Here is a 19,210-nt window from a genome sequence, read left to right on the forward strand (position 1 = left end):
TCCCCGCAACGATTCGGGGGATGCTGCAAGGATATCCGGGCAGTAAATAGTGTTAACTGAACCGTATTGTCATTCTATTGAGATATACAGGAAAAAAACAATGGCTAGAATTAGACTGATGCACGCTAAGCTACATGGAGTGCGCGTAACGGATGCAAATGTTAATTATGTAGGCAGCGTCACCATTGACAATGAATTGATCGATAAGGTGGGAATTCTGCCTTTACAGGAGGTGGAAATTTGGAATGTTAGCAATGGGAACCGCTTGTCAACCTATGTGTTGCCAGGAGAGCCGGGAAGTGGTACCATTTGTCTGAACGGTGCAGCATCTCATTTGTGCGATCCGGGAGATTTTGTGATTATTGCTGCCTATGAAGAATGCGATCGCGCTGAGGTATTCCGCACCGGGCACGAGGCGCGAGTGGTGATTGCTGATGAACACAATCGGTGTAAAAAGTTTTTTTGCCAGACTTTAGTTCCCTGCGAGGGCAAACTCCTATTTAACTCCGAGGGAATCGAATTACCAGTAACAACTAATTCCTAAGATTTGAACGCAAAAAAAGTAGGACTTACGCATGGGGCCCAGAAACCGGGTTTTTACCGATATTAAAGAGTCCCAGCGAATATTTTCGTAAAAAAACCTGGTTTCTTCCATTTCTAGTGCGTAAGTCCCGAAAATGTTTTTTGGCATCAGCTATGAATTTTCTGCATCAAAACAACAAAATGCTGTTCTTTCAAGTTTTGAACCCATCCCCAAGGCCCTAAAAATTTCCTTTAATAAGTTTTATCGGTTGGCGTTACCTGTCTGTCAGCAAGCAGCAGATGAAGAAATCCGCAAACAATTCAAACAGAAAGGTAATACTAAAGCCCGCAAGTTAAATGTGGAACAGCTTATAATTTGACCTAACTTAACCGATATAGGTTCGTAGTGAGGACTTTAGTCCTTCTTAATTTGAAGAGGACTAAAGTCCTCACTACGAACCCATTTTATTACCCGATTTTATGGCGGTTGTTTTAGGTGACACTATCTAAGTTGGGAGTAACAATTCGCCGAAACTAGATTTTTGGCTTCAGAAGTGAGGAAAAACTCAATCCTTTAACTGTGCACCGTACCGTCGGGCAAGATTGTCCCTGTTAATCTAGCTCCTGTGAGTTTTACCATAACGCGATCGCCATAACCGATTTTAGATCCCGTTAAATCCGCACCGCTCAAGTCTGCACCGCTCAAATCCGCTCCGATTAAATTGGTTTCTCTCAAGTTGGCATTAATCAAACAAGCTCCTAACAGGTTAGCCCTGAACAAGTTAGCTTTTTGCAAATTCGCACCTGTGAGGTTGACGTTGTGCAGAAAAGTATCGCTTAAGTCAGCTTCACTCAGGTTTGCATTGCTCAAGTTTCTCCCTGAAAAATCCTTTTCTTTTAAGGAAGCTCCTTTGAAGTTGGAACCGCTCAAATCGGGAGCTTGCGGCGCAGCTTGGCGGTAAGACTGAGATGGCTGCGGCGGTGGCGATTGGTAGCGGGAGGCATCAGAATATGGCCCCGTCGGATTTGCAGCATAGTTTCCACCATAATTTCCCGCATAATTCCCAGCAGGTTTTCCTGAAGAGGGCTCGGAATAGTAGCGGGGTTCTTTTGGCGTTGCCGGTGGAGGCTGGGTGTTTTGTGGCTGAGTGTTTTGATACTGAGTATTTCTATACTGAGTGTTTTGTTGCTGATTGTTTTGGTACTGAGTGTTTCTGTACTGAGTATTTTGCTGCTGGGTGTTTTGCTGCTGGGTGTTGCTGTACTGAGTATTTTGCTGCTGGGTATTTTGTTGCTGGGTGTGTTTGTGCTGAGTATTTTGTTGCTGTGTAGTTTGTTGCTGGGTGTGTTTGTGCTGAGTATTTTTGTGCTGAACGTTCTGGTTTTGACCTCTTGGCTGAATCGATCGCAATTGTTCGCGAGCTTGATTAATTTCCTTAATCTTTTCTTCAGCTTTCTGGAGTAGTCTAGGATTATCTTTAGGGATGCGATCGGGGTGCCAAATGAACGCTAAATCCTTGTAGGCTTGAGTAATTTCTTCTCGGGAAGCTCCCGGTAATAGTCCCAGCACTCTATAGTATTGGTCGAGGTCGTTCATGGTACCACCTTTCGCTTTAAGAAATTAGGAATTAAAAATTAAGATCGGAGCCTAAGCTGCTGTAAAAGCTTGCTTCCCCGATCGTACATTACATGAACAATAACTCAGCTAAGCCGCTGCTGGCAAAAAATCTCGGATTAGCTGCAAGTATGTTGCGGCATCCTCCAGCATCGGAAAGTGAGCTGTATTGGGAATTATAACAAATTCTACTTTTTTGCTGAGGGAGGCTGCTTGCTCGCCCATGGCGGCGGGGATAATTCGATCGAACTCTCCAGCTACCAGCAGTGTCGGCACACTCAGCCGTGCAAATTCTTGGGGCATTTCCTCGGCTGCTCTTTTGCTGACTGCCGTCACCATTGTACCGATCGCAGCTTCCTCATCCGCCATTAAGAAATCCTTGAGAAATGCCAGACTGACTGCTGTGGGGAGGGAACGGCGCAAAAACCGGGCCATAAAGATGCGATCGACAAACGGGATAGAAGCCAACCAAGACGGGCGAAATTTGACCACATAGCCGCCGAATTTATGAAAAGTTGTGAAGGCTTTCTCATCGTATTCAAAAATGCCGCTACAAGTGAGAATTGCTTTTTCTACTTTTTCGGGGTAAAGGTTGAGAAATAAAGTAGCAATAGATGCTCCTGTAGAATGAGCATTCAGAAAGACGCGGTTTAAATTCAGAGATGTTAATAATTCGGCTAAGTCGCGGGCGTAGGTTTCGAGATCGTAGCTAGACTCAGGAGGTGATGGCGGTAAGGGCGATCGACCAAAACCTCTCATATCGTACAACAAACAATCAAAATCATCAGCAATAGCCTGTGCCGTGCTTTCCCAGTAGCGGGCTGAGCCAGCCCAGCCGTGGAGGAATACCATAACTGGTTTGCCGCTGGGTTGGGCGCTGCTGTCTGCTGTTATCCACTCGTAATAATGTTCTACACCGCGAACTGAAATAAAAGCCATGATATTAATTTGGGATTTTAGATTTTAGATTTTAGATTGTAACTCAAGATAGTTAACTAAATACTCATGTCAAAAAATCTGCGTCCATCCGCGTCAATCTGCCCGCATCTGCGGTCAAAATTCCCAGAAATCTCAAGCCGCAGAAGCAGCCAACCAAAACAAACCATCCACCAAAAGCGTGCTCAAAACAGCACCGCTGAAAGCGCGCCAGTGCAGGGTAGGGCGCAAACTCAGCAAACCGACTGTTAGCAACACAGCGATTAAAACTAAAGCGCAACCTATGCCCCAAGGAGTGTCGATTTGCCCGATCGCACTTTGAAAAATCGGCATCGCGAATTCCGGTTCCGCGTGCATGACTTTGCGCCAGTAGGGCATCAACCCAGTCAAATAAAAATATAAATCAGTAATCGCAGTACCAAATAGCGAACCCAAGTAAAAATATCCGCCAACTTTTCCCCAAGATTTGTTCAAGCACCAAATAGCAAAGGGCAAACCAATTGCTTCTATAGGTAAATGTAAAATTGGCTCCCACCTAAACCACCCCCAATAGATGGAACCTGCGAGCCAACATCCGGCAAATCCTAATAATAAGTCTCCCCAAAGTTGGGTTTTAGGGCGGAAAATTAGGATTAAACTGAGGACAAACCAGGGAATTGTTGAGAGCAAGCTGATGGTTGGATACAATCTAACTAATGGTGCTTGCACGAAGACGGGAATTGAGACTAAAAATGCTGAGGCGCTAAAAATTAGCCACTGTTTGATGCTGTTGGTTTTGACGGAAGAGACAGAATTGTCTAGGCCCGAGAGGGTTGCAATAGGTGCGATCGCAGATGATACTAAATCTAAATTAAACAACTGATTGAACTCCGTACTGTTTCAATAGGTGGACTAAAAATTTTGCTGCGGTTGTAGGTGCGACTGTCTCAACACCGGCGGCTGTTTGGCTGACGTGCCAGCCTTTTGCCGTTTGGGGCTGGCGCCACAAATCTAAATGTGCGATCGCTGGATCTGCGTAAAAGCTGTCTCCACCGCTGCCGAGAATTGCTGAACTCCAGTGCGTGAAGCGATCGTGACTGATGCGGTGGATGGGAAAAGTGCCCCCCAGGGGTACTCCCCAGCCGTCTAGGGCAAAAAATGCCTCGACTTGGCCGCCGGTTTGCTGCCACATCCAAGCCGCCCCGATCGCCCCGGCTACTCCTGCCGAAAAGCTGACAAATACTAAACTTTCTCCTGCTATGTCCTGACTGCACAAAAAGTGGAATATGTCAAGGGCTGAAAAAGGCGGATGTTTATGAGCGGGAAAAATCTTGACGCTATTGAGTATTTGCTGGGAAGGGCGATCGGCAGCCCATCCCCAAATCCCCGAAAGTCCCGCCAGGAAACAGTCGGTTAGCTTTGGTTCGTGGACTCCCGGGCAAATTACCAGTCTCATAGTGCGTCAAGAAAGTTAATATAGTTCGCAACATAACTTTATCATATATCCATTATATCATATACCATCCGGGGGGATAGGATGTTAAAGTTATAATAGATGAAACTTAGCAGAGTATCCCCCCAAGTGTATGGCTGGAAAGCTTCCAAGCTGCTGGGATCGCAGGCAAGGCGCAGGAGTCTTAAGAAAACATAAAACTTAACCCCCCCGGCCGGATTCCCTGTCACGCTTAGCAAAGTCCGATTCTAGTTTTAAGCTGTTCTGTATTTTAGATTTAACTTTTCGGGCAGCGTCAAAGCCCACCCCAGAAAAGCTTAAAGAAACAGGATTGTGAAAATTAGATGCCTGCGATCTCAGCCACCCTACGGGTTTCGGGTGTGAGTCAAAAGTCGATGCAAGGACTTGTACTCATCAACCCGGTTTTTAGGATAAATCAGAGGTTTAGCCCGGAAATATCGGTGCAGAAACAGGCAATCAGTCCCGCACGCAACCGTCGCGCGATCGCCAAAAATGTAAAATCTCAGATTTACCAGAAAGAATTGGTTGAAAGTCTCTGCCCGATCGGGAGAAATTAAAAGCAGACTATTCATTACTCCAATCCTCGGACTGACCGGGAGACCTCGCTTTCAACCCTTCGACTTGGCTAGCTGACAAGCTGTCAACTGTCAACTGAACCTTCATTCTGCCTGCATCTCTTAGAATAAATAAAATTGAGGAATACAACGTGGTTGCTTCTCCAGAAAAAATCGAGTTCAAAACATCTCCTGCACCTGCAAGTAACGATCGCGTTGCTGTCTTGCTGATGGGTTACGGCGAAGTCGAAAGCTACGACGATTTTGCCAACTACAACGAACAAGCCTTAAATTTACTGACGGCAAAGTTTGCGCCCGTACCGACTTGGATTTATCCGCCGCTGGCGAAGATTTTAGCAATCTTTGACTTGCACGAATGGAGTCACCAACACGGTCAATTCGTCTCGCCGCACAATGCCATTTTTGAACAGCAGCGCGCCGGGATTGAAAAGAATTTGCAGGAAAAATGGGGCGATAAAGTAAAAGTTTTCAAAGCTTTTAACTTTTGCGCGCCGTTTTTGCCCGAGCAAGTAATTGCCGAAATCAAATCGGAAGGATTTGATAAAATTCTGATTTATCCGCTGTTGGTAGTCGATTCTATTTTCACTAGCGGCATTGCAGTGGAACAGGTGAATAATGCTTTAGCCAAAACGACTGATGGCGGCGAACATTGGGTAAAAGGACAGCGCTACATTCCTTCTTTTTACGATGAACCGGCTTACATTCAGCTAATGGCTGATATGGTTGAAGAGGAAATTAAGAACGATCTGGCTGTGGCGCATTTGCCTTCTCAGATTGGGATTGTGCTGATGAATCACGGTTGTCCGCACAAGGCGAAGGGCTTTACTTCGGGTATTGTGGAAAGTCAAGCTTTGTACGATCGCGTGCGGGAACGTTTGATGTATCGCTATCCTTTGATTTCGGTGGGTTGGCTGAACCACGACACGCCTCTGATTGAGTGGACTCAGCCGGATGCGACTTTGGCTGCGAAGAATTTGATCGATTTGGGTGCAACTGCGATCGTGTTTATGCCGATCGGATTTGCGACGGAAAATCACGAAACTTTGTTAGATGTTGACCACGTTATTGAGTCTTTGCAGAAACAGCGTCAAGGAGTAACTTACCGCAAATTGCCTTGCGTGAACGATCGTCCCGAGTTCCTGAAAATGGCGGCTGAGTGGGCTAATCCGCAGATTGAAGCGTTGTTGAGTGAAAGTGCGATCGCTGTTAATCCGAGTTTGGCTTCCGCACACCGCGAGCACAGCCATTCTCACGGCGATCACGGGCATTCTCATGGCGAACACGGTCATTCTCACGGCGGACATTCTCACGGCGGACACGGACATTCTCATGGCGAGCACGGACATTCTCATGGCGGGCACAGCCATTCTCATTAATTGGTAGTTCAGAAACCGGGTTTTTGCGAAAATACTGCGTTGAAGACGACAGATTCGATAAAAACCCGGTTTCTTTTGTCCTAATCGAAGAGCTCAGAAACCGGGTTTTTGCGAAGATACTGCGTTGAAGACGACAGATTCGGTAAAAACCCGGTTTCTTTTGTCGTAGTGCGTAAGTCGAAATTTGAGTGAAAAGGGCGATCGTCCTTTATTTTTTGAGAGAAGGGGCGATTTTTTTTCTCATTTATGTTATTGTAAAACTTAACAATTGCAGCCACCATCTTGTTGGGGTAAAAAATGGTAAGCAGTCTTACTAACTTAATAAAGCGCTGGGAATCTCTACCAAGTGACTACTCAGAAGCCGAGCTGGCAATGAACTTAATGCCCTTGATCTGGGATGCTATAGGTCTTAACTTCGACCAGATAACAACTAGAAATTTAGGTCCTGGAATAGGATTAAAACCAGATTACTTAATATATAACAAATTAAACGAGCCACCTAGAATAGTTGTTGAAATTAAAAAGCGTACTAGCTTATTTCAGGCCGCTCAAGAGCACGGATTTTCAGATTTTTGCCAGCAGCAAAACCTTTATAAAGAAGCAGTGGGCTATCCCGTTAACTCCAGGAACAATGGCATTAAGCAGTACCTTGACAATACAAAAATAGTGGATTCTAAGTATCTAGCTGCTTATGGATGGGTATTTAATGGTGACTTCTTTCAAGTTTGGCGACGAGTTGACGGGCTGGTTTTCCCTTTAACTCCTGTGCTAAAAGTGACAGCAGCCAATTTTCCTAAGCTTTTACGTCAATTAGAGTATTGCTTGACTCCTGAGCGGGCTTTGGTAACAGCGATTTGGAATCAGAAAGGAGGCGTAGCAAAGACAACTAACACCATCAATCTAGGCGCAGCACTCGCTACAAAAGGCAAGAAAGTTTTACTGATTGACCTAGACCCACAAACTGATTTAACCCGAGGATTGAAAGCCCACATTAAACTTGATAATTGCTTGAAGGATTGCACTGATAAAATTCAAGTCGAAGACTACAACAGCGCCAAAAATATTTTGAGCATTGCTGTTCAAATCCGCAAGTTCAGGACTACTGACAGCCAGCTTTTTTCCTTGTCAGTTTTGCCGGGAGATACGGATGAATTAAAAGCTTTTCGAGATAATCCTAACTTGGCAGACTCGCTCAAAAGGTCATTTATCAAGAAAATCATTAACCTGCTTAGTGACGACTACGACTACATATTCATTGATGCTTCGCCTACAGCAGATGTCTTGTCAGCGGGAATGCTAGCTTCTTGCGATACTATTTTAATTCCTGTGGATTTTGACAGAAAATCACTGTATCATGCAGCAGGCGTTGACAGGTTAATTCCTAAATTGAGAAATGTGAGAGTTAAGAATCAGGAAGTGCCTGTTGCTCCCTGGAACCTTGGTTTAGTATTCAGTAATTGTCCGGCTGAAAAAGGCAGCATCCTCCAGACTCACATTGACAATACAATGACACAACTAAACTTCACTGGGAAGCCATGCAAGACTGAGTTAAAAAGTTACGCTCAGGCTAAAGTTGCAGAATTTTCACAAGCCCCAGTAATTTGCTGGCACAAATCTCCAATCACTAAACTATACAAAGACCTCGCAAACGAGGTATTTCTCGAACACAACTTTATCGATAACTAGCAGGTAACTATGACACCTTTTCAAGAAGAAGAATTCTCGGCTGACATTCCACTAGGACAAGTTTTGCGCTTACCGTGTAAATTCATTCAGGGTAACTCAAATGTACCTGCCAAACAAATCGAAGCCATAGCAGCGCAGTTGAGTAAAACTGAAAAAAACATTTTGCCTATTGTCGTTAAGCTCTTAGAACAAGACAACTACCAATCAGTTTTCAATACTCAGATATTAGATGGAGCCCGTTTAGCTAAAAAGGATTTCGTCTGGTGTATCATTGTTGATGAGTCAATGCTGGCACAGGTACAAATAGAATCTGGGCTGGTTATTACTCCGCCAATAGTAGCAACTAACATCCTTGTAGCTTCCGAGCAAGAAATTCATAAAGCACTAGAGCGCATCAAAGCTCAAGACGCTAGTTTTAAAAACATTAATCCCAAAGAAATAGCTAAGAAAATAATTCAATACAGGAAGACGAAGAAGCCTAAAAATATCAATTTTTTGACTACTTTAAAGTGTGGAATCGGCAAAGCGAAAATTTCCACTATATCCGAGTTCTTCACTATTAATAATTTTTCATGAAACAGAAGGACGATCGTGCTTTTCCTCAAATTACCTACGTGCGTGGCGCTAGTGGCGAACTCACACCCGTTTTGCGCTGCACTCGCTTGCGGGTACAAACATTAGTCATTGCAGCAGATAAATGGGGTTTGTCTCCACAGGAAATTGCGAATGAATACAATCTCAATGAAGCTCAAGTGAATGAAACTCTCCCTTTTTATCATACTCATCGTCAGGAAATAGACGCCTCTATTGCCGCCGAACAAATTATCGAGCAGAGCGCTAGTCGGCAGTATTCACTTGAGGAATTGGTTGAGGCGATCGCACCTGAGAACCTTCATAATGAAATTGATAGTGGAGGTGCTGTGGGTAATGAAGTTTGGTGACACGATCTAATTATGGTGACAGTGCGAAAATTGGGAAAAAAACCAGGTTTCTTCGATCCTGCATCGAGCGCCCGAATTTGACAATTGACTATCCAGTTTTTACATTACCAACTTTTTCCTTAACTTGCGCTACTTCTGAATGGCTATCTCGCTGCAAAAACTCATCAAGTAACTCATAAAAACGATAAAAAGCTCGTTCTTCATTGTTAGTAGAAAACTCGATTATTCTTGCCCATGAACCTGATGTTGATACTTCATACCGCTTTTGCAACCAGGGTTGAAAGTCACCATAAAATTCCATTTCCTTTTCTGTGGGTTCAACTCCCAACTCTTCTCTAGCTGTTCTATAACCGACTAAAAACATAAAAAGATCGCTTGCAGAAGCGCGTCCGATATACATTCCTGGTTTTTTATGAATTTTATTCAACATCTCAAAAAGTCCGCTCATCTTAATACTCTCCTTTGTTTACCACAAACACTTTTATAAACTTTCTAATTCTTCAACTATAAACTTTCCTCTGCGACAGTAAAAATCATTCACCCAATCTTCTCTAGACAGTCCCTCAGTTGACAAATTATCAAAAACTAGCCCGCGTACTTCAACTCCGTAGTGAGTTCCATTCGTTGTAATAGACTCATTTGTACCTTCCGATCTTTCTAAGCGTGTACTTAAGATGAATTCTTCTCTATACTTAGTTTTGAGCTTGAGTAACTTACCCGAAATTCCATTTTCTGCGATCCATTTTAACACGGCTTTAGCACACAGGTCACATTTAAGGATATCGTACTGGCTGACGATCGCTCCAATCTCTCGATAAATCTCCTCATCTGAAAAATCGCTCACTTTCCCTCACACCCTCTAAAATATTCCATTAAAAATCACATACTTGTGTATTTTCCACTCATTTACTGACTTCTTGTAAAATGCGACTACTCAAACGCTCGTATTCATCCTCTAAGAGCCACATTTTAGCAGATTACAGCCATCGCACTCAATCCATCCTCTTGTCGATCGCACTCTCTGATTGCAGAGGACGCTCAATTTCATCAGGAGCGAGCATCACCTCATCATCCTCATCCAAGTCGAAATTCTCTGGAACTAATTGCTCGAAGCTATTGCGAGTCGGAAGTTCAGGTAAATCTCCCAGCATAGCAACTGCTTCAGCAAGTAGACTGAGATTCTCTGGATCGGGGTGTTTTTGTGCCGCCCGCACAGCCAAGACGACGACACGCAATCCTCCTCTCATGCGATCGACATCACGAGCTAGTCCATACATTGCTTGAAAGTCGCTTTCCTCAATAATTCGGTACTGTCCTGTTTTTGTTTGGAGGGTAGCAATAATACCATTCGCGATCGAACTGAGTGCTTCTGCACCCTTCAAACGAAACTTCTCAAACGATGGCCAGCTTGCACCGTTTTGCAACCTAAATTTTTTATTGGTAATCTGCATAGTTTAACCTCCTTACCACATACTAACACAAAACCAACGAAAAAACAACGCCTCTTCGATCGTAGTTTAAAATACTATTTTTCGGAGTGCAAACGAGACGATTATTCTTTCAATCTTTCATTTGCATTTAATACTTTATTTATTAGTCCGCGCAGGCAGACTTCGTTTGTATAGCAGCGGTTTTAACCGCTGAATTATCCCGGATTTCTAACTAACTTGACCCAAAACACCCTCAACCAACCGATCGATCTCCGCCTCAGTTGTAAAATAGTGAACGCAAGCCCGCACGCAATCAGGATTCAGAATTGTTCGCACCATAATTCCCTGTTTTTCCAACAAACCAACTAACTGGTTGTGCGGCATCCCATTCATCAATCGAAACGAAACTAAACCAGCTTCCGGCGCAGATTTCCGCAAACATTCCACATCGGGAAGTTCCGACAAACGCTCCCAAAGATACTTGCTCAAACGGCAAATTTCTGCATACCTTTCTGCAACAGTTCCCCATTCGTGTTGAAGCGCGATCGCACTTCGCAAACCAGAATACAAAGGATAAGCCGAAGTCGCAATCTCGTAGCGCTGAGATCCAGGCTTCGGGCCAAGCACTTTAGCACTAGAATCCGTCACAATTCCCCGCCAACCGATAAACACCGGGTGTAAATCTGCCAAAGCCGCCGCACTCACATAAAGCCCGCCCAAACCTTCCGGCCCGCACCACCATTTGTGACCAGTGAAAGCATAAAAGTCAACCCCTGACTCAATTAAATTCAAAGGTAAAACCCCCACAGATTGCGCCGCATCAACTAAAACTTTGACTTTACGACTTTTAGCATTAAAACTCTCTTGTCCCCCCCCTTGGTAAGGGGGGGTTAGGGGGGGTTCATGACATACTTTCACAATCTCAGTCAGAGGCAAAACTTGACCGGTATTCCACAAAATATGACTGATTACCAACAAGCGAGTATTTGGTTGCAAACTATCAGCAATTACCTGCACCGGATTACCTTGATTCAAAGTTGCCGCCAACGGACAAACATCAACCTCAATGTTGAAACGGCGCTGAAGTTCCATTACACTAGCTACAATGCCCGGATGTTCGCAATCAGAAAGCAGCAGTCGATCGCCCGCTTGCCAGTCAATGCCCCACAGCGCAATATTGCAGCCCACCGTGACATCCTCAGTGAGGGCGATGGTTTCAGCAGGTACGGCCAACTCAGATGCGATCGCCCGTCGCGTCAGCATCGCCTCCTGAACCACCCAAGCCCCCACCTCCCCCGAAAACGGCCCCCCAAGCTGCACCCGCTTGTAAGCCTCATAAATCGCCTCTAAAGCAGGCTCAGGCAGCGGCCCTTGTCCGCCGTAGTTAAAATAAGCTTTATTGGCCAAAGCTGGGAATTGTTGCCGGTGATTGTCCTTTGTCATATTTTTTGGGGAATTATTGATAGCGTTAATATTGCATAAATGTCGATCGTCAAAACCTCTCTCAAAAAGGTTTCTTCTTCCTTCTTCCTCCGAACCTATCTCTGTGGTGTATTTTTAGTGCTATTTAAGGACAGTAATTGGTCATAAAATATACTTTTTTGATATCGCAAAAATGCTCCTGACCAATTCCTTGTTTGCCCAATTCCCTGTTTGCCCCATGCCCCATGCCCCATGCCCCATGCCCCATGCCCAATGCCCCATGCCCAATGCCCCATGCCCAATGACTTCTAATTATTCTATGCCTTCCGAATACTAAATGTTAATAACCGATAAACTACTACTTTCCTATCAGCGATGCCATCTCCGAGCATTTTTAGACACCTGTGGAGACTGGAAACAACTAGACCCCCCCAGCGACTTTCTGCTGAAACTGATGCGCGACAGCGGGACGTATCAGCAGCAGGTTTTAGAACACGAGACTTACCAACAACCATCATATCCTAGAGGGGATTGGCAAGCTGGGGCGGCCGCTACCTTGAGTTTAATGCAGCAAGGAGTCGATCGCATTTACCGAGGAGTCCTGATCCAGGGCGAATTGGGAAAAACCAACGGCGCAACAGATTCTCTGGTAGGAATTGACGCTCAAGATTTCCCAGAATTTGGCGAAATCCCCGAAACTGCCGTGCAGCTTTCATCCTCCACCCTTCAGTCTTCAAACATTACCCTTGTCAGCCGCCCGCATTTATTAATCAAGCAGCCGGGACAATCCAAATTTGGCGATTGGAGTTATGCTACTGCGGATATTTGGCTTAGCAAGCGACCAAAACTAGACTATCAAATTATTGCAGCTTTTCACGCCCAAATATTAGCTTCTGTGCAGCAAAGAATGCCAGAAAATGCGTGGCTGATGCTGCGTAAAAAAGGGCTTTGGGCGGTAAATCTCGACCAGCGAACTCCTCAGATGTTCGAGATTTTAGACGATTGCATTCAGATGATAGAAAATCGGAATAAGCCGGAGGTGTTTATTTCCCGGCAAAAGTGCAATCTTTGCGGTTGGTACACTGTCTGTCACGCGGAAGCCGAATCAATCAAACATCTTTCGCTGTTGCCGGGAGTTACTGCTAGCCGCTATGCTAGATTAAAAAGTCTCGAAATTACTAATGTAGAATCTCTGGCTAATGCTAGTTCTGCATTGCTGGCTGATTATCCAGAATTTCCTGATGGAGTGGCTTTTGATGTGGTGCGGCAAGCTCAATCTCATTTGTTAAATCAACCGTTGTTGCGAGAAGAAGGAAGAAGGAAGAAGGAAGAAGTAAGAAGGGAAGAGGTAGAAACCAGAAGCGAAGATGAAGAAAAAGAAGAAGGAAGAAGGGAAGAGGCAGAAGTTCATCAAATTATCGTACCAGAAGTTGCACAAAATAATTTAGTAATAGTTAAAGCTGAGGCTATCAAGACTACAGAAAATAAACCTGCTTCACCTTCCAAGCCGGCGCCAATTCTTCGCAGCAAGCCAATTCCTTATTCTCAATCTGTCTTTTTGCCGATCGCTCCAATCGAACTCTACTTTGACATAGAAGCGGAACCGGAGATGAATTTAGATTATATGCACGGAGTCTTAGTTGTGGACAGGTACAACAATACTGAAAAATTCCACGGTTTTCTGGCAGAATCGGCAGCGGAGGAAGGTGCAATCTGGGAACAATTTTTAGAATTAATGTGGGCTTATCCCATTGCTCCTATTTTCCACTTTTGTGACTACGAAGTCAAGACTGTCAAGCGCCTAGCTAAACTTTACAATACTCCCGCTTATTTGTGGAAACCCGTGCTGAAACGGTTTGTCGATATTCACAAACAAGTGACTCAGCAAGCGATTATGCCGGTGGAAAGTTACGCGCTGAAACCGATCGCCCGCTGGCTGGGTTTTGACTGGCGCGATGCTAAGGCTAATGGTGCTCAGTGTGTCTGTTGGTACGATGATTGGCTCAAAACGGGCGATCGCTCGCTCTTGGAGGCGATCGTCCGATACAATGAGGACGACTGTCGTGCTACTTACGTTGTTAAAGATTGGTTGACTAATTTTTTGTTAAGTCAGAAACAGTGATTTTCTGATTGAACGAACCGCGAAGACACAAAGGCCGCGAAGTCAGAAAGAGCAGAAGAAGATAGTAAATTAAAAAATATTTGGTTGGCCTTTTGAAAACTATTATACTTCTTGTATTCTGCATCCAGTAAAATTATTGTGGGGTGGGCATCTTGCCCGCCCCCAATATGTAGTATCAAAGTGAAATAGTTGAACAACCTACTTATTTATAAAATGCGAAATCTAATAAAAACAAGTATATTTATTGTCTGTTTTCTGATAGCAGCAACTGTTGCTATCTCGATCCACCTCTCAGCTCAATCTTTCGCTGTCACCAAAATAGATTTTATCGGTAGAGCAATATTTCCGACTGGTACTCCGTTTCAGGGTACGGAAATTGGCGGACTTTCGGGAATTACCTATGATGCCGAGAAACAAGTTTATTATGCCATTTCTGATGACCGCAGCAGCAAGGCTCCGGCGCGATTCTACAGTCTCAAAATAAATAACTTGCAATCTGGTAAGCTGGAAAAAGAGCAAATTAATTTTACGGGCGTTACTACTTTATTAGATGAAAACGGCAAAAGTTTTCCAGAATTAAGTTTAGATCCAGAAGGGATAGCTTTTACAGGGAACAGCGTGTTTGTTTCTTCCGAGGGAGATGTCGATCGCCAAATTGCTCCATTCATCAAAGAATTCTCCCTTGATGGTAAACTGCTAAAAACGCTACCAATTCCTGACCTATTTTTGCCCGACGATAAAGGCACCAAAGGCATCCGCAACAATCTCGCTTTTGAAAGTTTGACTCTCACGCCCGATCGCAAATACCTATTCACCGCCACCGAAAACGCTACAGTTCAAGATGGCGCCGTAGCTTCCCTAGAAAAAGGTAGCCCGTGCCGGATTCTGCGCTACGATGCGGTGAGCGGCAATCCAGATGTCTCTTTTCTCTACATTACCGAACCGCTACCCGCTGGTGCAAATCCTGTGGGAAAATTAACTAGCAATGGTTTAGTGGATTTATTGGCGATCGACCACAACCGCTTGCTGAGTTTAGAGCGCGCTTTCTCCCAGGAAACCGGCGTTACTGTTAGACTGTTTGAGATTTCCTTGGCAAAAGCCGATCGCATTGAAGCACTTCCAAGCCTCAAAACCAGTATCAGCGAAGTTTCCCCCGCCCAAAAACGGCTGCTGCTGGATTTGGAAACCCTGAAAATTCCCCTAGACAATATTGAGGGGTTGACATTTGGCCCCGAGTTGGCCGATGGTAACAGAGGTCTGATTTTGGTAAGTGACAACAACTTCAGTCCCCTGCAAGAGACTCAAATTTTGGGCTTCCAAATAAAAGTTCAAAAAACCTCTTGACAAAGAGTGAGGTTATAGGCATAATAGAAATTGTGCCTGAAACAAAGGCAAAACGAGGGACAGTAGTTCAATTGGTTAGAGCACCGCCCTGTCACGGCGGAAGTTGCGGGTTCGAGCCCCGTCTGTCCCGTTCTCTCGTAAATCGAAAGTCTAAAATCACAGTTCTCAGATTTCGATAGATATATTGAGATAGTAGATTGATTAATAATCTGGGATATAACTGCAAGCAAACTTAAAACGCTTTCAGTAATTTTCAACTATCTAATCTAAAATTGTCGGGAGAGTAGGAAAATATGCTCGTTACACCCATTAAGCCGTCACCGGAAACAACTACACAGCGAGTAGTATTATCTAATATTAGTTGGCAGACTTACGAAAGCTTATTGGCTGAAGCAGGAGACAAGAGATCCTCGCGATTTGCATATTCTCAAGGAGTCTTAGAAATTATCATGCCATCAGACTTGCATGAAACTGTGAATTGTCTGCTAAAACGGATTGTTACAGCTTTGACTGAAGAGTTGGACTTGAAGATTAAGGGATTTGGTTCGACAACTCTTAATCGTGAAGATTTAAAACAAGGTGCAGAACCAGATTCGTGTTTTTATATCCAAAATGTCGATCGCATTCTCGGAAAAAGACTTGACATTTCCATCGATCCGCCACCAGATTTGGTGATAGAAGTTGATATTACCAGTCCCTCTTCCAATCGGTTTGTCGTTTATACGCAGCTAGAAATTCCTGAAATTTGGCGGTATTCGGGAGAAAGCGTACAAATTTATCAATTACAAAATCAGCAATATGTTACCTGCGATCGCAGTCCGACATTTCCGATCGTTTCTGTAGCTATGCTCAATCAGTTTTTGCAGATGGCAGAAACTCAAGATGATAATGCCATAATTCGGTCTTTACGTCAATGGGTGGGTGAGCAGTTACGATCGCCCGAAACAACTGAGCAATAATACTTAAGTTACAGCGATTCTCAGGTTACAGGTGCGAGACAATCAACGGTCGGGCAATCTGATAAAGTAACACCAGGGCGATCGGCACTAAGATCGGAATAGCTACTAGCAGTCCCCATTTGCCCAACTTAAGTTTTTGACCGTCCGATTTGAACAGGAAAGTCACAGCGACAATTCCCATGACTACCCAAAGGCCGCCGAAGCCCATGAAGACTGTATATCCTGCGTCTTCCATTTTTTCCCCTGCTTTCCCCAGCCATTAATTTTTAATCTTAGTTGCCGTTTGTTTCTGTTGAAATCTGCAAATCGGTCGATCGACCTTACTCAAATATGACTCATTTTCAGTTAGAGCGGCAGCGCCCTTGAGTTTCGCACTCGCTCCGCGCAGTTCGATCGCTCATAATAGTTGCTAAATCCGGCCTTCCCGTCAACCTCAGCCGCCAAGAGGCCCAAATTCCGTACAGCCAATTCGCGATCGTCCCAATCACCGGCAACTTAGTCACCGCATAAATCCAGCCCATACCCAAAATCTCATAAATACGGCGGAAAACCTCCACATTTTTAATTGCCGTACCGTCTGGTAACACCGCGTGAATCCGCCCCATCGCCGTTTCGTAGTCAATTCCGCCGTGGGCTTCCGGATTGTAGTCATCCTGCGCAATATCCACAAACGACACCAAACCTCGGCCTGCGTCCCGTTTTTTCAAGAAATTGACCTCCCGCACGCACAGCGGACATTCACCGTCGTACAGCAGCTCAATCTGCCAAGATGGTTTAATTTCAACAGATTCGGGAAATTCAGTTTTAGTCGCAGACATAGGGAAATTTATTTTAATGGCGATCGCACACCCACATTTTAAAAGAATTGAGCGCGATCGGGTACCAGACAGTGATTAGTAGTTTCAAAAATCGTCCCAAAGGTTAATCCAGCCGCGGGAGGCGGCAGTGCTAATATCGTCAAGATGCCGTCTGCTGCGATCGTCGCAGGAGACTTTCGCCCGATCGCTAAACCACAGGCCTTCGAGCAAAGAAGGGCAAAGCAACCGCCAACCACAAATTTTAAGGCGGCAACAAAATATAATAAAATTTGAAGTCTTAAACATCAACTATTTTCCCAACCAGCAAATTGCCCTCAATCTCCAAGCAAAAATCTACATGAACGCCAGAGTCCGTCTAGCCCCCAGTCCCACCGGAAACCTCCACATCGGTACCGCCAGAACCGCCGTATTTAACTGGCTGTTTGCCCGCAACCAAGGCGGAACATTCATCCTGCGGGTAGAAGACACTGATGTCGAACGTTCTAAAAGCGAATACACAGACAACATCATCGAAGGACTTACCTGGCTGGGTATGAACTGGGACGAAGGCCCGAGTTTTCAGTCCCAGCGTCTGGAAATATACCGCCAAGCAGTCCAAACCCTTCTCGACAAAGGGCTCGCTTACCGCTGCTACACCACGTCGGAAGAACTCGACGAGATGCGGGAAGCACAAAAAGCCAACAAACAAGCCCCCCGTTACGACAACCGCCACCGCAATCTGACGGAGGAACAGCGCGCAGCTTTTGAAGCCGAAGGGCGGCAAGCTGTGATTCGGTTTATGATTGAGGACGATCGCACGATCGCGTGGAACGACACGGTACGCGACACCGTAACCTGGAAAGGTAGCGACCTCGGCGGCGACATGGTAATCGCCCGGGCATCCAGCGGCGGCGTCATCGGCCAGCCCCTTTACAACCTCGCCGTAGTTGTCGATGACATCGACATGGGCATCACCCACGTCATCCGCGGCGAAGATCACATCGGGAATACTCCGAAACAAATATTGCTTTACGAAGCTTTGGGCGCGACAATCCCTGAATTTGCCCACACGCCCCTGATTTTGAACTCGATCGGGCAAAAGCTTTCTAAACGCGACGGCGTTACCTCGATTTCTGACTTCAAAGATATGGGCTACGTCCCCGAAGCTTTAGTCAATTACATGACTTTGCTGGGTTGGACGGCGCCGGATTCTACGCAAGAAATATTTACATTGTCCGAGGCTGCGGCAGTATTTACATTCGATCGAGTCAACAAAGCCGGTGCAAAATTTGATTGGGATAAACTCAATTGGCTTAACGGTCAATACCTGCACAAAATGCCAGTGCCGCAATTGACAGATTTGCTGGTACCTTATTGGCAGAAAGCCGGTTATGAGTTTGATTCCGAGGCCGATCGCCCTTGGCTCGAACAAATAGCTGCTTTAATCGGCCCGAGTCTCGTTCGCTTAACCGATGCTGTCGGTATGTGCAAGTTGTTCTTCTTGCCAACTTTGGAATACGAAGAAGAAGCACTCGCACAGTTGCAGCAATCAGGTGCTGCACAGGCTTTACAAGCAGTTCTAGAGGCTATGGAAAGTCATTCCAGCCTGATATCAGCAGAAGCTCAGAAAATCACTAAAAAGCTCAGTAAAGAGAAAAATCTTAACAAAGGGCTGATTATGCGATCGCTCAGAGCAGCTCTGACAGGTGCAATGCACGGCCCCGACCTGATAGAATCTTGGGTAATCCTTCACCAGCGGGGGACAGCTAAAACCCGCTTGCTTGATGCCATTAGCAACTTGAATTTGCCGGCAGTTGGTGTCGCGGCCGAAACTCCTACCCCAGAACCACCCAAAGCCGAAACTCCCGCCGAAACTCCCGCGCTGGAACAGCCAGCAGTCGAGGTTTCAACAGTCGAAACACCGACTCTTGAACCAGCAGCAGCGGAAGTTACAGCAGTCGAAACACCGACTCTTGAACCAGCAGCAGCGGAAGTTACAGCAGTCGAAACACCGACTCTTGAACCAGCAGCA

General features: G+C 45.2%; 22 protein-coding genes and 1 tRNA gene. 12 read left to right on the forward strand and 11 right to left on the reverse strand.

Annotated features, from left to right (window positions below; translation table 11 throughout):
* Window positions 1–100: 100 nt before the first annotated feature.
* Entirely contained in the window at window positions 101–544 is a 444-nt protein-coding gene (gene panD / locus QUB64_RS23355) for an aspartate 1-decarboxylase (RefSeq protein ID WP_333275574.1), read from the forward strand.
* A gap of 133 nt (window positions 545–677) precedes the next feature.
* Window positions 678–902 (forward strand): hypothetical protein, encoded by a 225-nt coding sequence (locus tag QUB64_RS23360; protein ID WP_333275572.1) that lies wholly within the window; start codon window positions 678–680, stop codon window positions 900–902.
* A 194-nt stretch (window positions 903–1,096) separates the two neighbouring features.
* Here QUB64_RS23360 and QUB64_RS23365 read toward each other — a convergent pair whose 3' ends face one another.
* The 4 genes from QUB64_RS23365 to QUB64_RS23380 all read right to left on the reverse strand — a co-directional run bounded on the left by QUB64_RS23365 (window position 1,097) and on the right by QUB64_RS23380 (window position 4,508).
* On the reverse strand, window positions 1,097–2,119 hold the full coding sequence (locus QUB64_RS23365; RefSeq protein WP_333275570.1) for a pentapeptide repeat-containing protein: 1,023 nt from the start codon (window positions 2,117–2,119) through the stop codon (window positions 1,097–1,099).
* A 108-nt stretch (window positions 2,120–2,227) separates the two neighbouring features.
* Complete coding sequence (locus QUB64_RS23370) at window positions 2,228–3,076, reverse strand: alpha/beta fold hydrolase (RefSeq protein ID WP_333275568.1); 849 nt, start codon at window positions 3,074–3,076, stop codon at window positions 2,228–2,230.
* A gap of 132 nt (window positions 3,077–3,208) precedes the next feature.
* Complete coding sequence (locus QUB64_RS23375; protein WP_333275565.1) at window positions 3,209–3,931, reverse strand: DUF3120 domain-containing protein; 723 nt, start codon at window positions 3,929–3,931, stop codon at window positions 3,209–3,211.
* The gene (locus QUB64_RS23380; protein ID WP_333275563.1) at window positions 3,924–4,508 is read right to left on the reverse strand and encodes a hypothetical protein; all 585 of its coding nucleotides are present in this window, start codon (window positions 4,506–4,508) and stop codon (window positions 3,924–3,926) included. Before QUB64_RS23380 ends, QUB64_RS23375 begins: the two co-directional genes overlap by 8 nt.
* A gap of 341 nt (window positions 4,509–4,849) precedes the next feature.
* Between QUB64_RS23380 and QUB64_RS23385 the strand changes: the two genes are divergently transcribed.
* The 5 genes from QUB64_RS23385 (at window position 4,850) to QUB64_RS23405 (ending at window position 9,104) form a co-directional block, all read left to right on the forward strand.
* Entirely contained in the window at window positions 4,850–5,083 is a 234-nt protein-coding gene (locus QUB64_RS23385; protein WP_333275561.1) for a hypothetical protein, read from the forward strand.
* 149 nt (window positions 5,084–5,232) lie between these two features.
* On the forward strand, window positions 5,233–6,477 hold the full coding sequence (locus tag QUB64_RS23390; RefSeq protein ID WP_333275559.1) for a ferrochelatase: 1,245 nt from the start codon (window positions 5,233–5,235) through the stop codon (window positions 6,475–6,477).
* A 297-nt stretch (window positions 6,478–6,774) separates the two neighbouring features.
* Entirely contained in the window at window positions 6,775–8,163 is a 1,389-nt protein-coding gene (locus QUB64_RS23395) for a ParA family protein (protein WP_333275557.1), read from the forward strand.
* A gap of 9 nt (window positions 8,164–8,172) precedes the next feature.
* On the forward strand, window positions 8,173–8,739 hold the full coding sequence (locus tag QUB64_RS23400; RefSeq protein ID WP_333275555.1) for a hypothetical protein: 567 nt from the start codon (window positions 8,173–8,175) through the stop codon (window positions 8,737–8,739).
* Window positions 8,736–9,104, forward strand: a complete 369-nt coding sequence (locus QUB64_RS23405) for an AbrB/MazE/SpoVT family DNA-binding domain-containing protein (protein ID WP_333275553.1) — start codon at window positions 8,736–8,738, stop codon at window positions 9,102–9,104. The genes QUB64_RS23400 and QUB64_RS23405 overlap by 4 nt, the downstream gene beginning before the upstream one ends.
* A gap of 88 nt (window positions 9,105–9,192) precedes the next feature.
* Here the strand turns inward: QUB64_RS23405 and QUB64_RS23410 are convergent, their stop codons facing one another.
* The 5 genes from QUB64_RS23410 to QUB64_RS23430 all read right to left on the reverse strand — a co-directional run bounded on the left by QUB64_RS23410 (window position 9,193) and on the right by QUB64_RS23430 (window position 12,252).
* Entirely contained in the window at window positions 9,193–9,552 is a 360-nt protein-coding gene (locus QUB64_RS23410; protein ID WP_333275551.1) for a hypothetical protein, read from the reverse strand.
* Window positions 9,553–9,585: 33 nt separating this feature from the next.
* On the reverse strand, window positions 9,586–9,948 hold the full coding sequence (locus tag QUB64_RS23415; protein ID WP_333275549.1) for a papain fold toxin domain-containing protein: 363 nt from the start codon (window positions 9,946–9,948) through the stop codon (window positions 9,586–9,588).
* Between the two features lie 148 nt (window positions 9,949–10,096).
* Window positions 10,097–10,555 (reverse strand): hypothetical protein, encoded by a 459-nt coding sequence (locus QUB64_RS23420; RefSeq protein ID WP_333275547.1) that lies wholly within the window; start codon window positions 10,553–10,555, stop codon window positions 10,097–10,099.
* 207 nt (window positions 10,556–10,762) lie between these two features.
* Window positions 10,763–11,977, reverse strand: coding sequence for an aminotransferase class V-fold PLP-dependent enzyme (locus QUB64_RS23425; protein ID WP_333275545.1), 1,215 nt, complete (start codon window positions 11,975–11,977; stop codon window positions 10,763–10,765).
* Between the two features lie 95 nt (window positions 11,978–12,072).
* On the reverse strand, window positions 12,073–12,252 hold the full coding sequence (locus QUB64_RS23430) for a hypothetical protein (protein ID WP_333275542.1): 180 nt from the start codon (window positions 12,250–12,252) through the stop codon (window positions 12,073–12,075).
* Between the two features lie 41 nt (window positions 12,253–12,293).
* Between QUB64_RS23430 and QUB64_RS23435 the strand changes: the two genes are divergently transcribed.
* The 4 genes from QUB64_RS23435 (at window position 12,294) to QUB64_RS23450 (ending at window position 16,381) form a co-directional block, all read left to right on the forward strand.
* Window positions 12,294–14,078, forward strand: coding sequence for a TM0106 family RecB-like putative nuclease (locus tag QUB64_RS23435; RefSeq protein WP_333275540.1), 1,785 nt, complete (start codon window positions 12,294–12,296; stop codon window positions 14,076–14,078).
* A 213-nt stretch (window positions 14,079–14,291) separates the two neighbouring features.
* The gene (locus tag QUB64_RS23440) at window positions 14,292–15,422 is read left to right on the forward strand and encodes an esterase-like activity of phytase family protein (RefSeq protein WP_333275538.1); all 1,131 of its coding nucleotides are present in this window, start codon (window positions 14,292–14,294) and stop codon (window positions 15,420–15,422) included.
* A gap of 56 nt (window positions 15,423–15,478) precedes the next feature.
* Window positions 15,479–15,552: transfer RNA gene (locus QUB64_RS23445), tRNA-Asp, on the forward strand.
* 163 nt (window positions 15,553–15,715) lie between these two features.
* Window positions 15,716–16,381, forward strand: coding sequence for a Uma2 family endonuclease (locus QUB64_RS23450; protein WP_333275536.1), 666 nt, complete (start codon window positions 15,716–15,718; stop codon window positions 16,379–16,381).
* 25 nt (window positions 16,382–16,406) lie between these two features.
* On the opposite strand, the gene QUB64_RS23455 is transcribed toward QUB64_RS23450, so the two are convergent.
* Both QUB64_RS23455 and QUB64_RS23460 read right to left on the reverse strand, forming a co-directional pair.
* Window positions 16,407–16,616 (reverse strand): hypothetical protein, encoded by a 210-nt coding sequence (locus QUB64_RS23455; RefSeq protein ID WP_333275534.1) that lies wholly within the window; start codon window positions 16,614–16,616, stop codon window positions 16,407–16,409.
* Between the two features lie 106 nt (window positions 16,617–16,722).
* Window positions 16,723–17,199: a thiol-disulfide oxidoreductase DCC family protein gene (locus QUB64_RS23460; protein WP_333275532.1), complete on the reverse strand. Its 477-nt coding sequence runs from the start codon at window positions 17,197–17,199 to the stop codon at window positions 16,723–16,725.
* 337 nt (window positions 17,200–17,536) lie between these two features.
* Here QUB64_RS23460 and gltX point away from each other — a divergent pair.
* Window positions 17,537–19,210 (forward strand): glutamate--tRNA ligase (gltX, locus tag QUB64_RS23465; protein WP_442921695.1); only part of this gene is annotated, 1,674 nt, incomplete at its 3' end.

The organism is Microcoleus sp. Aus8_D2, from assembly GCF_036702665.1.
GTDB lineage: Bacteria > Cyanobacteriota > Cyanobacteriia > Cyanobacteriales > Microcoleaceae > Microcoleus.

Excerpts from the sequence above, each read along its gene's own strand:
- panD (WP_333275574.1), top strand. The coding sequence starts at position 101 with ATGGCTAGAATTAGACTGATGCACGCTAAGCTACATGGAGTGCGCGTA.
- QUB64_RS23360 (WP_333275572.1), top strand. The coding sequence starts at position 678 with ATGTTTTTTGGCATCAGCTATGAATTTTCTGCATCAAAACAACAAAAT.
- QUB64_RS23365 (WP_333275570.1), bottom strand. The coding sequence starts at position 2,119 with ATGAACGACCTCGACCAATACTATAGAGTGCTGGGACTATTACCGGGA.
- QUB64_RS23370 (WP_333275568.1), bottom strand. The coding sequence starts at position 3,076 with ATGGCTTTTATTTCAGTTCGCGGTGTAGAACATTATTACGAGTGGATA.
- QUB64_RS23380 (WP_333275563.1), bottom strand. The coding sequence starts at position 4,508 with ATGAGACTGGTAATTTGCCCGGGAGTCCACGAACCAAAGCTAACCGAC.
- QUB64_RS23385 (WP_333275561.1), top strand. The coding sequence starts at position 4,850 with ATGCCTGCGATCTCAGCCACCCTACGGGTTTCGGGTGTGAGTCAAAAG.
- QUB64_RS23395 (WP_333275557.1), top strand. The coding sequence starts at position 6,775 with ATGGTAAGCAGTCTTACTAACTTAATAAAGCGCTGGGAATCTCTACCA.
- QUB64_RS23400 (WP_333275555.1), top strand. The coding sequence starts at position 8,173 with ATGACACCTTTTCAAGAAGAAGAATTCTCGGCTGACATTCCACTAGGA.
- QUB64_RS23405 (WP_333275553.1), top strand. The coding sequence starts at position 8,736 with ATGAAACAGAAGGACGATCGTGCTTTTCCTCAAATTACCTACGTGCGT.
- QUB64_RS23410 (WP_333275551.1), bottom strand. The coding sequence starts at position 9,552 with ATGAGCGGACTTTTTGAGATGTTGAATAAAATTCATAAAAAACCAGGA.
- QUB64_RS23420 (WP_333275547.1), bottom strand. The coding sequence starts at position 10,555 with ATGCAGATTACCAATAAAAAATTTAGGTTGCAAAACGGTGCAAGCTGG.
- QUB64_RS23425 (WP_333275545.1), bottom strand. The coding sequence starts at position 11,977 with ATGACAAAGGACAATCACCGGCAACAATTCCCAGCTTTGGCCAATAAA.
- QUB64_RS23430 (WP_333275542.1), bottom strand. The coding sequence starts at position 12,252 with ATGGGGCATTGGGCATGGGGCATTGGGCATGGGGCATGGGGCATGGGG.
- QUB64_RS23435 (WP_333275540.1), top strand. The coding sequence starts at position 12,294 with ATGTTAATAACCGATAAACTACTACTTTCCTATCAGCGATGCCATCTC.
- QUB64_RS23440 (WP_333275538.1), top strand. The coding sequence starts at position 14,292 with ATGCGAAATCTAATAAAAACAAGTATATTTATTGTCTGTTTTCTGATA.
- QUB64_RS23450 (WP_333275536.1), top strand. The coding sequence starts at position 15,716 with ATGCTCGTTACACCCATTAAGCCGTCACCGGAAACAACTACACAGCGA.
- QUB64_RS23455 (WP_333275534.1), bottom strand. The coding sequence starts at position 16,616 with ATGGAAGACGCAGGATATACAGTCTTCATGGGCTTCGGCGGCCTTTGG.
- QUB64_RS23460 (WP_333275532.1), bottom strand. The coding sequence starts at position 17,199 with ATGTCTGCGACTAAAACTGAATTTCCCGAATCTGTTGAAATTAAACCA.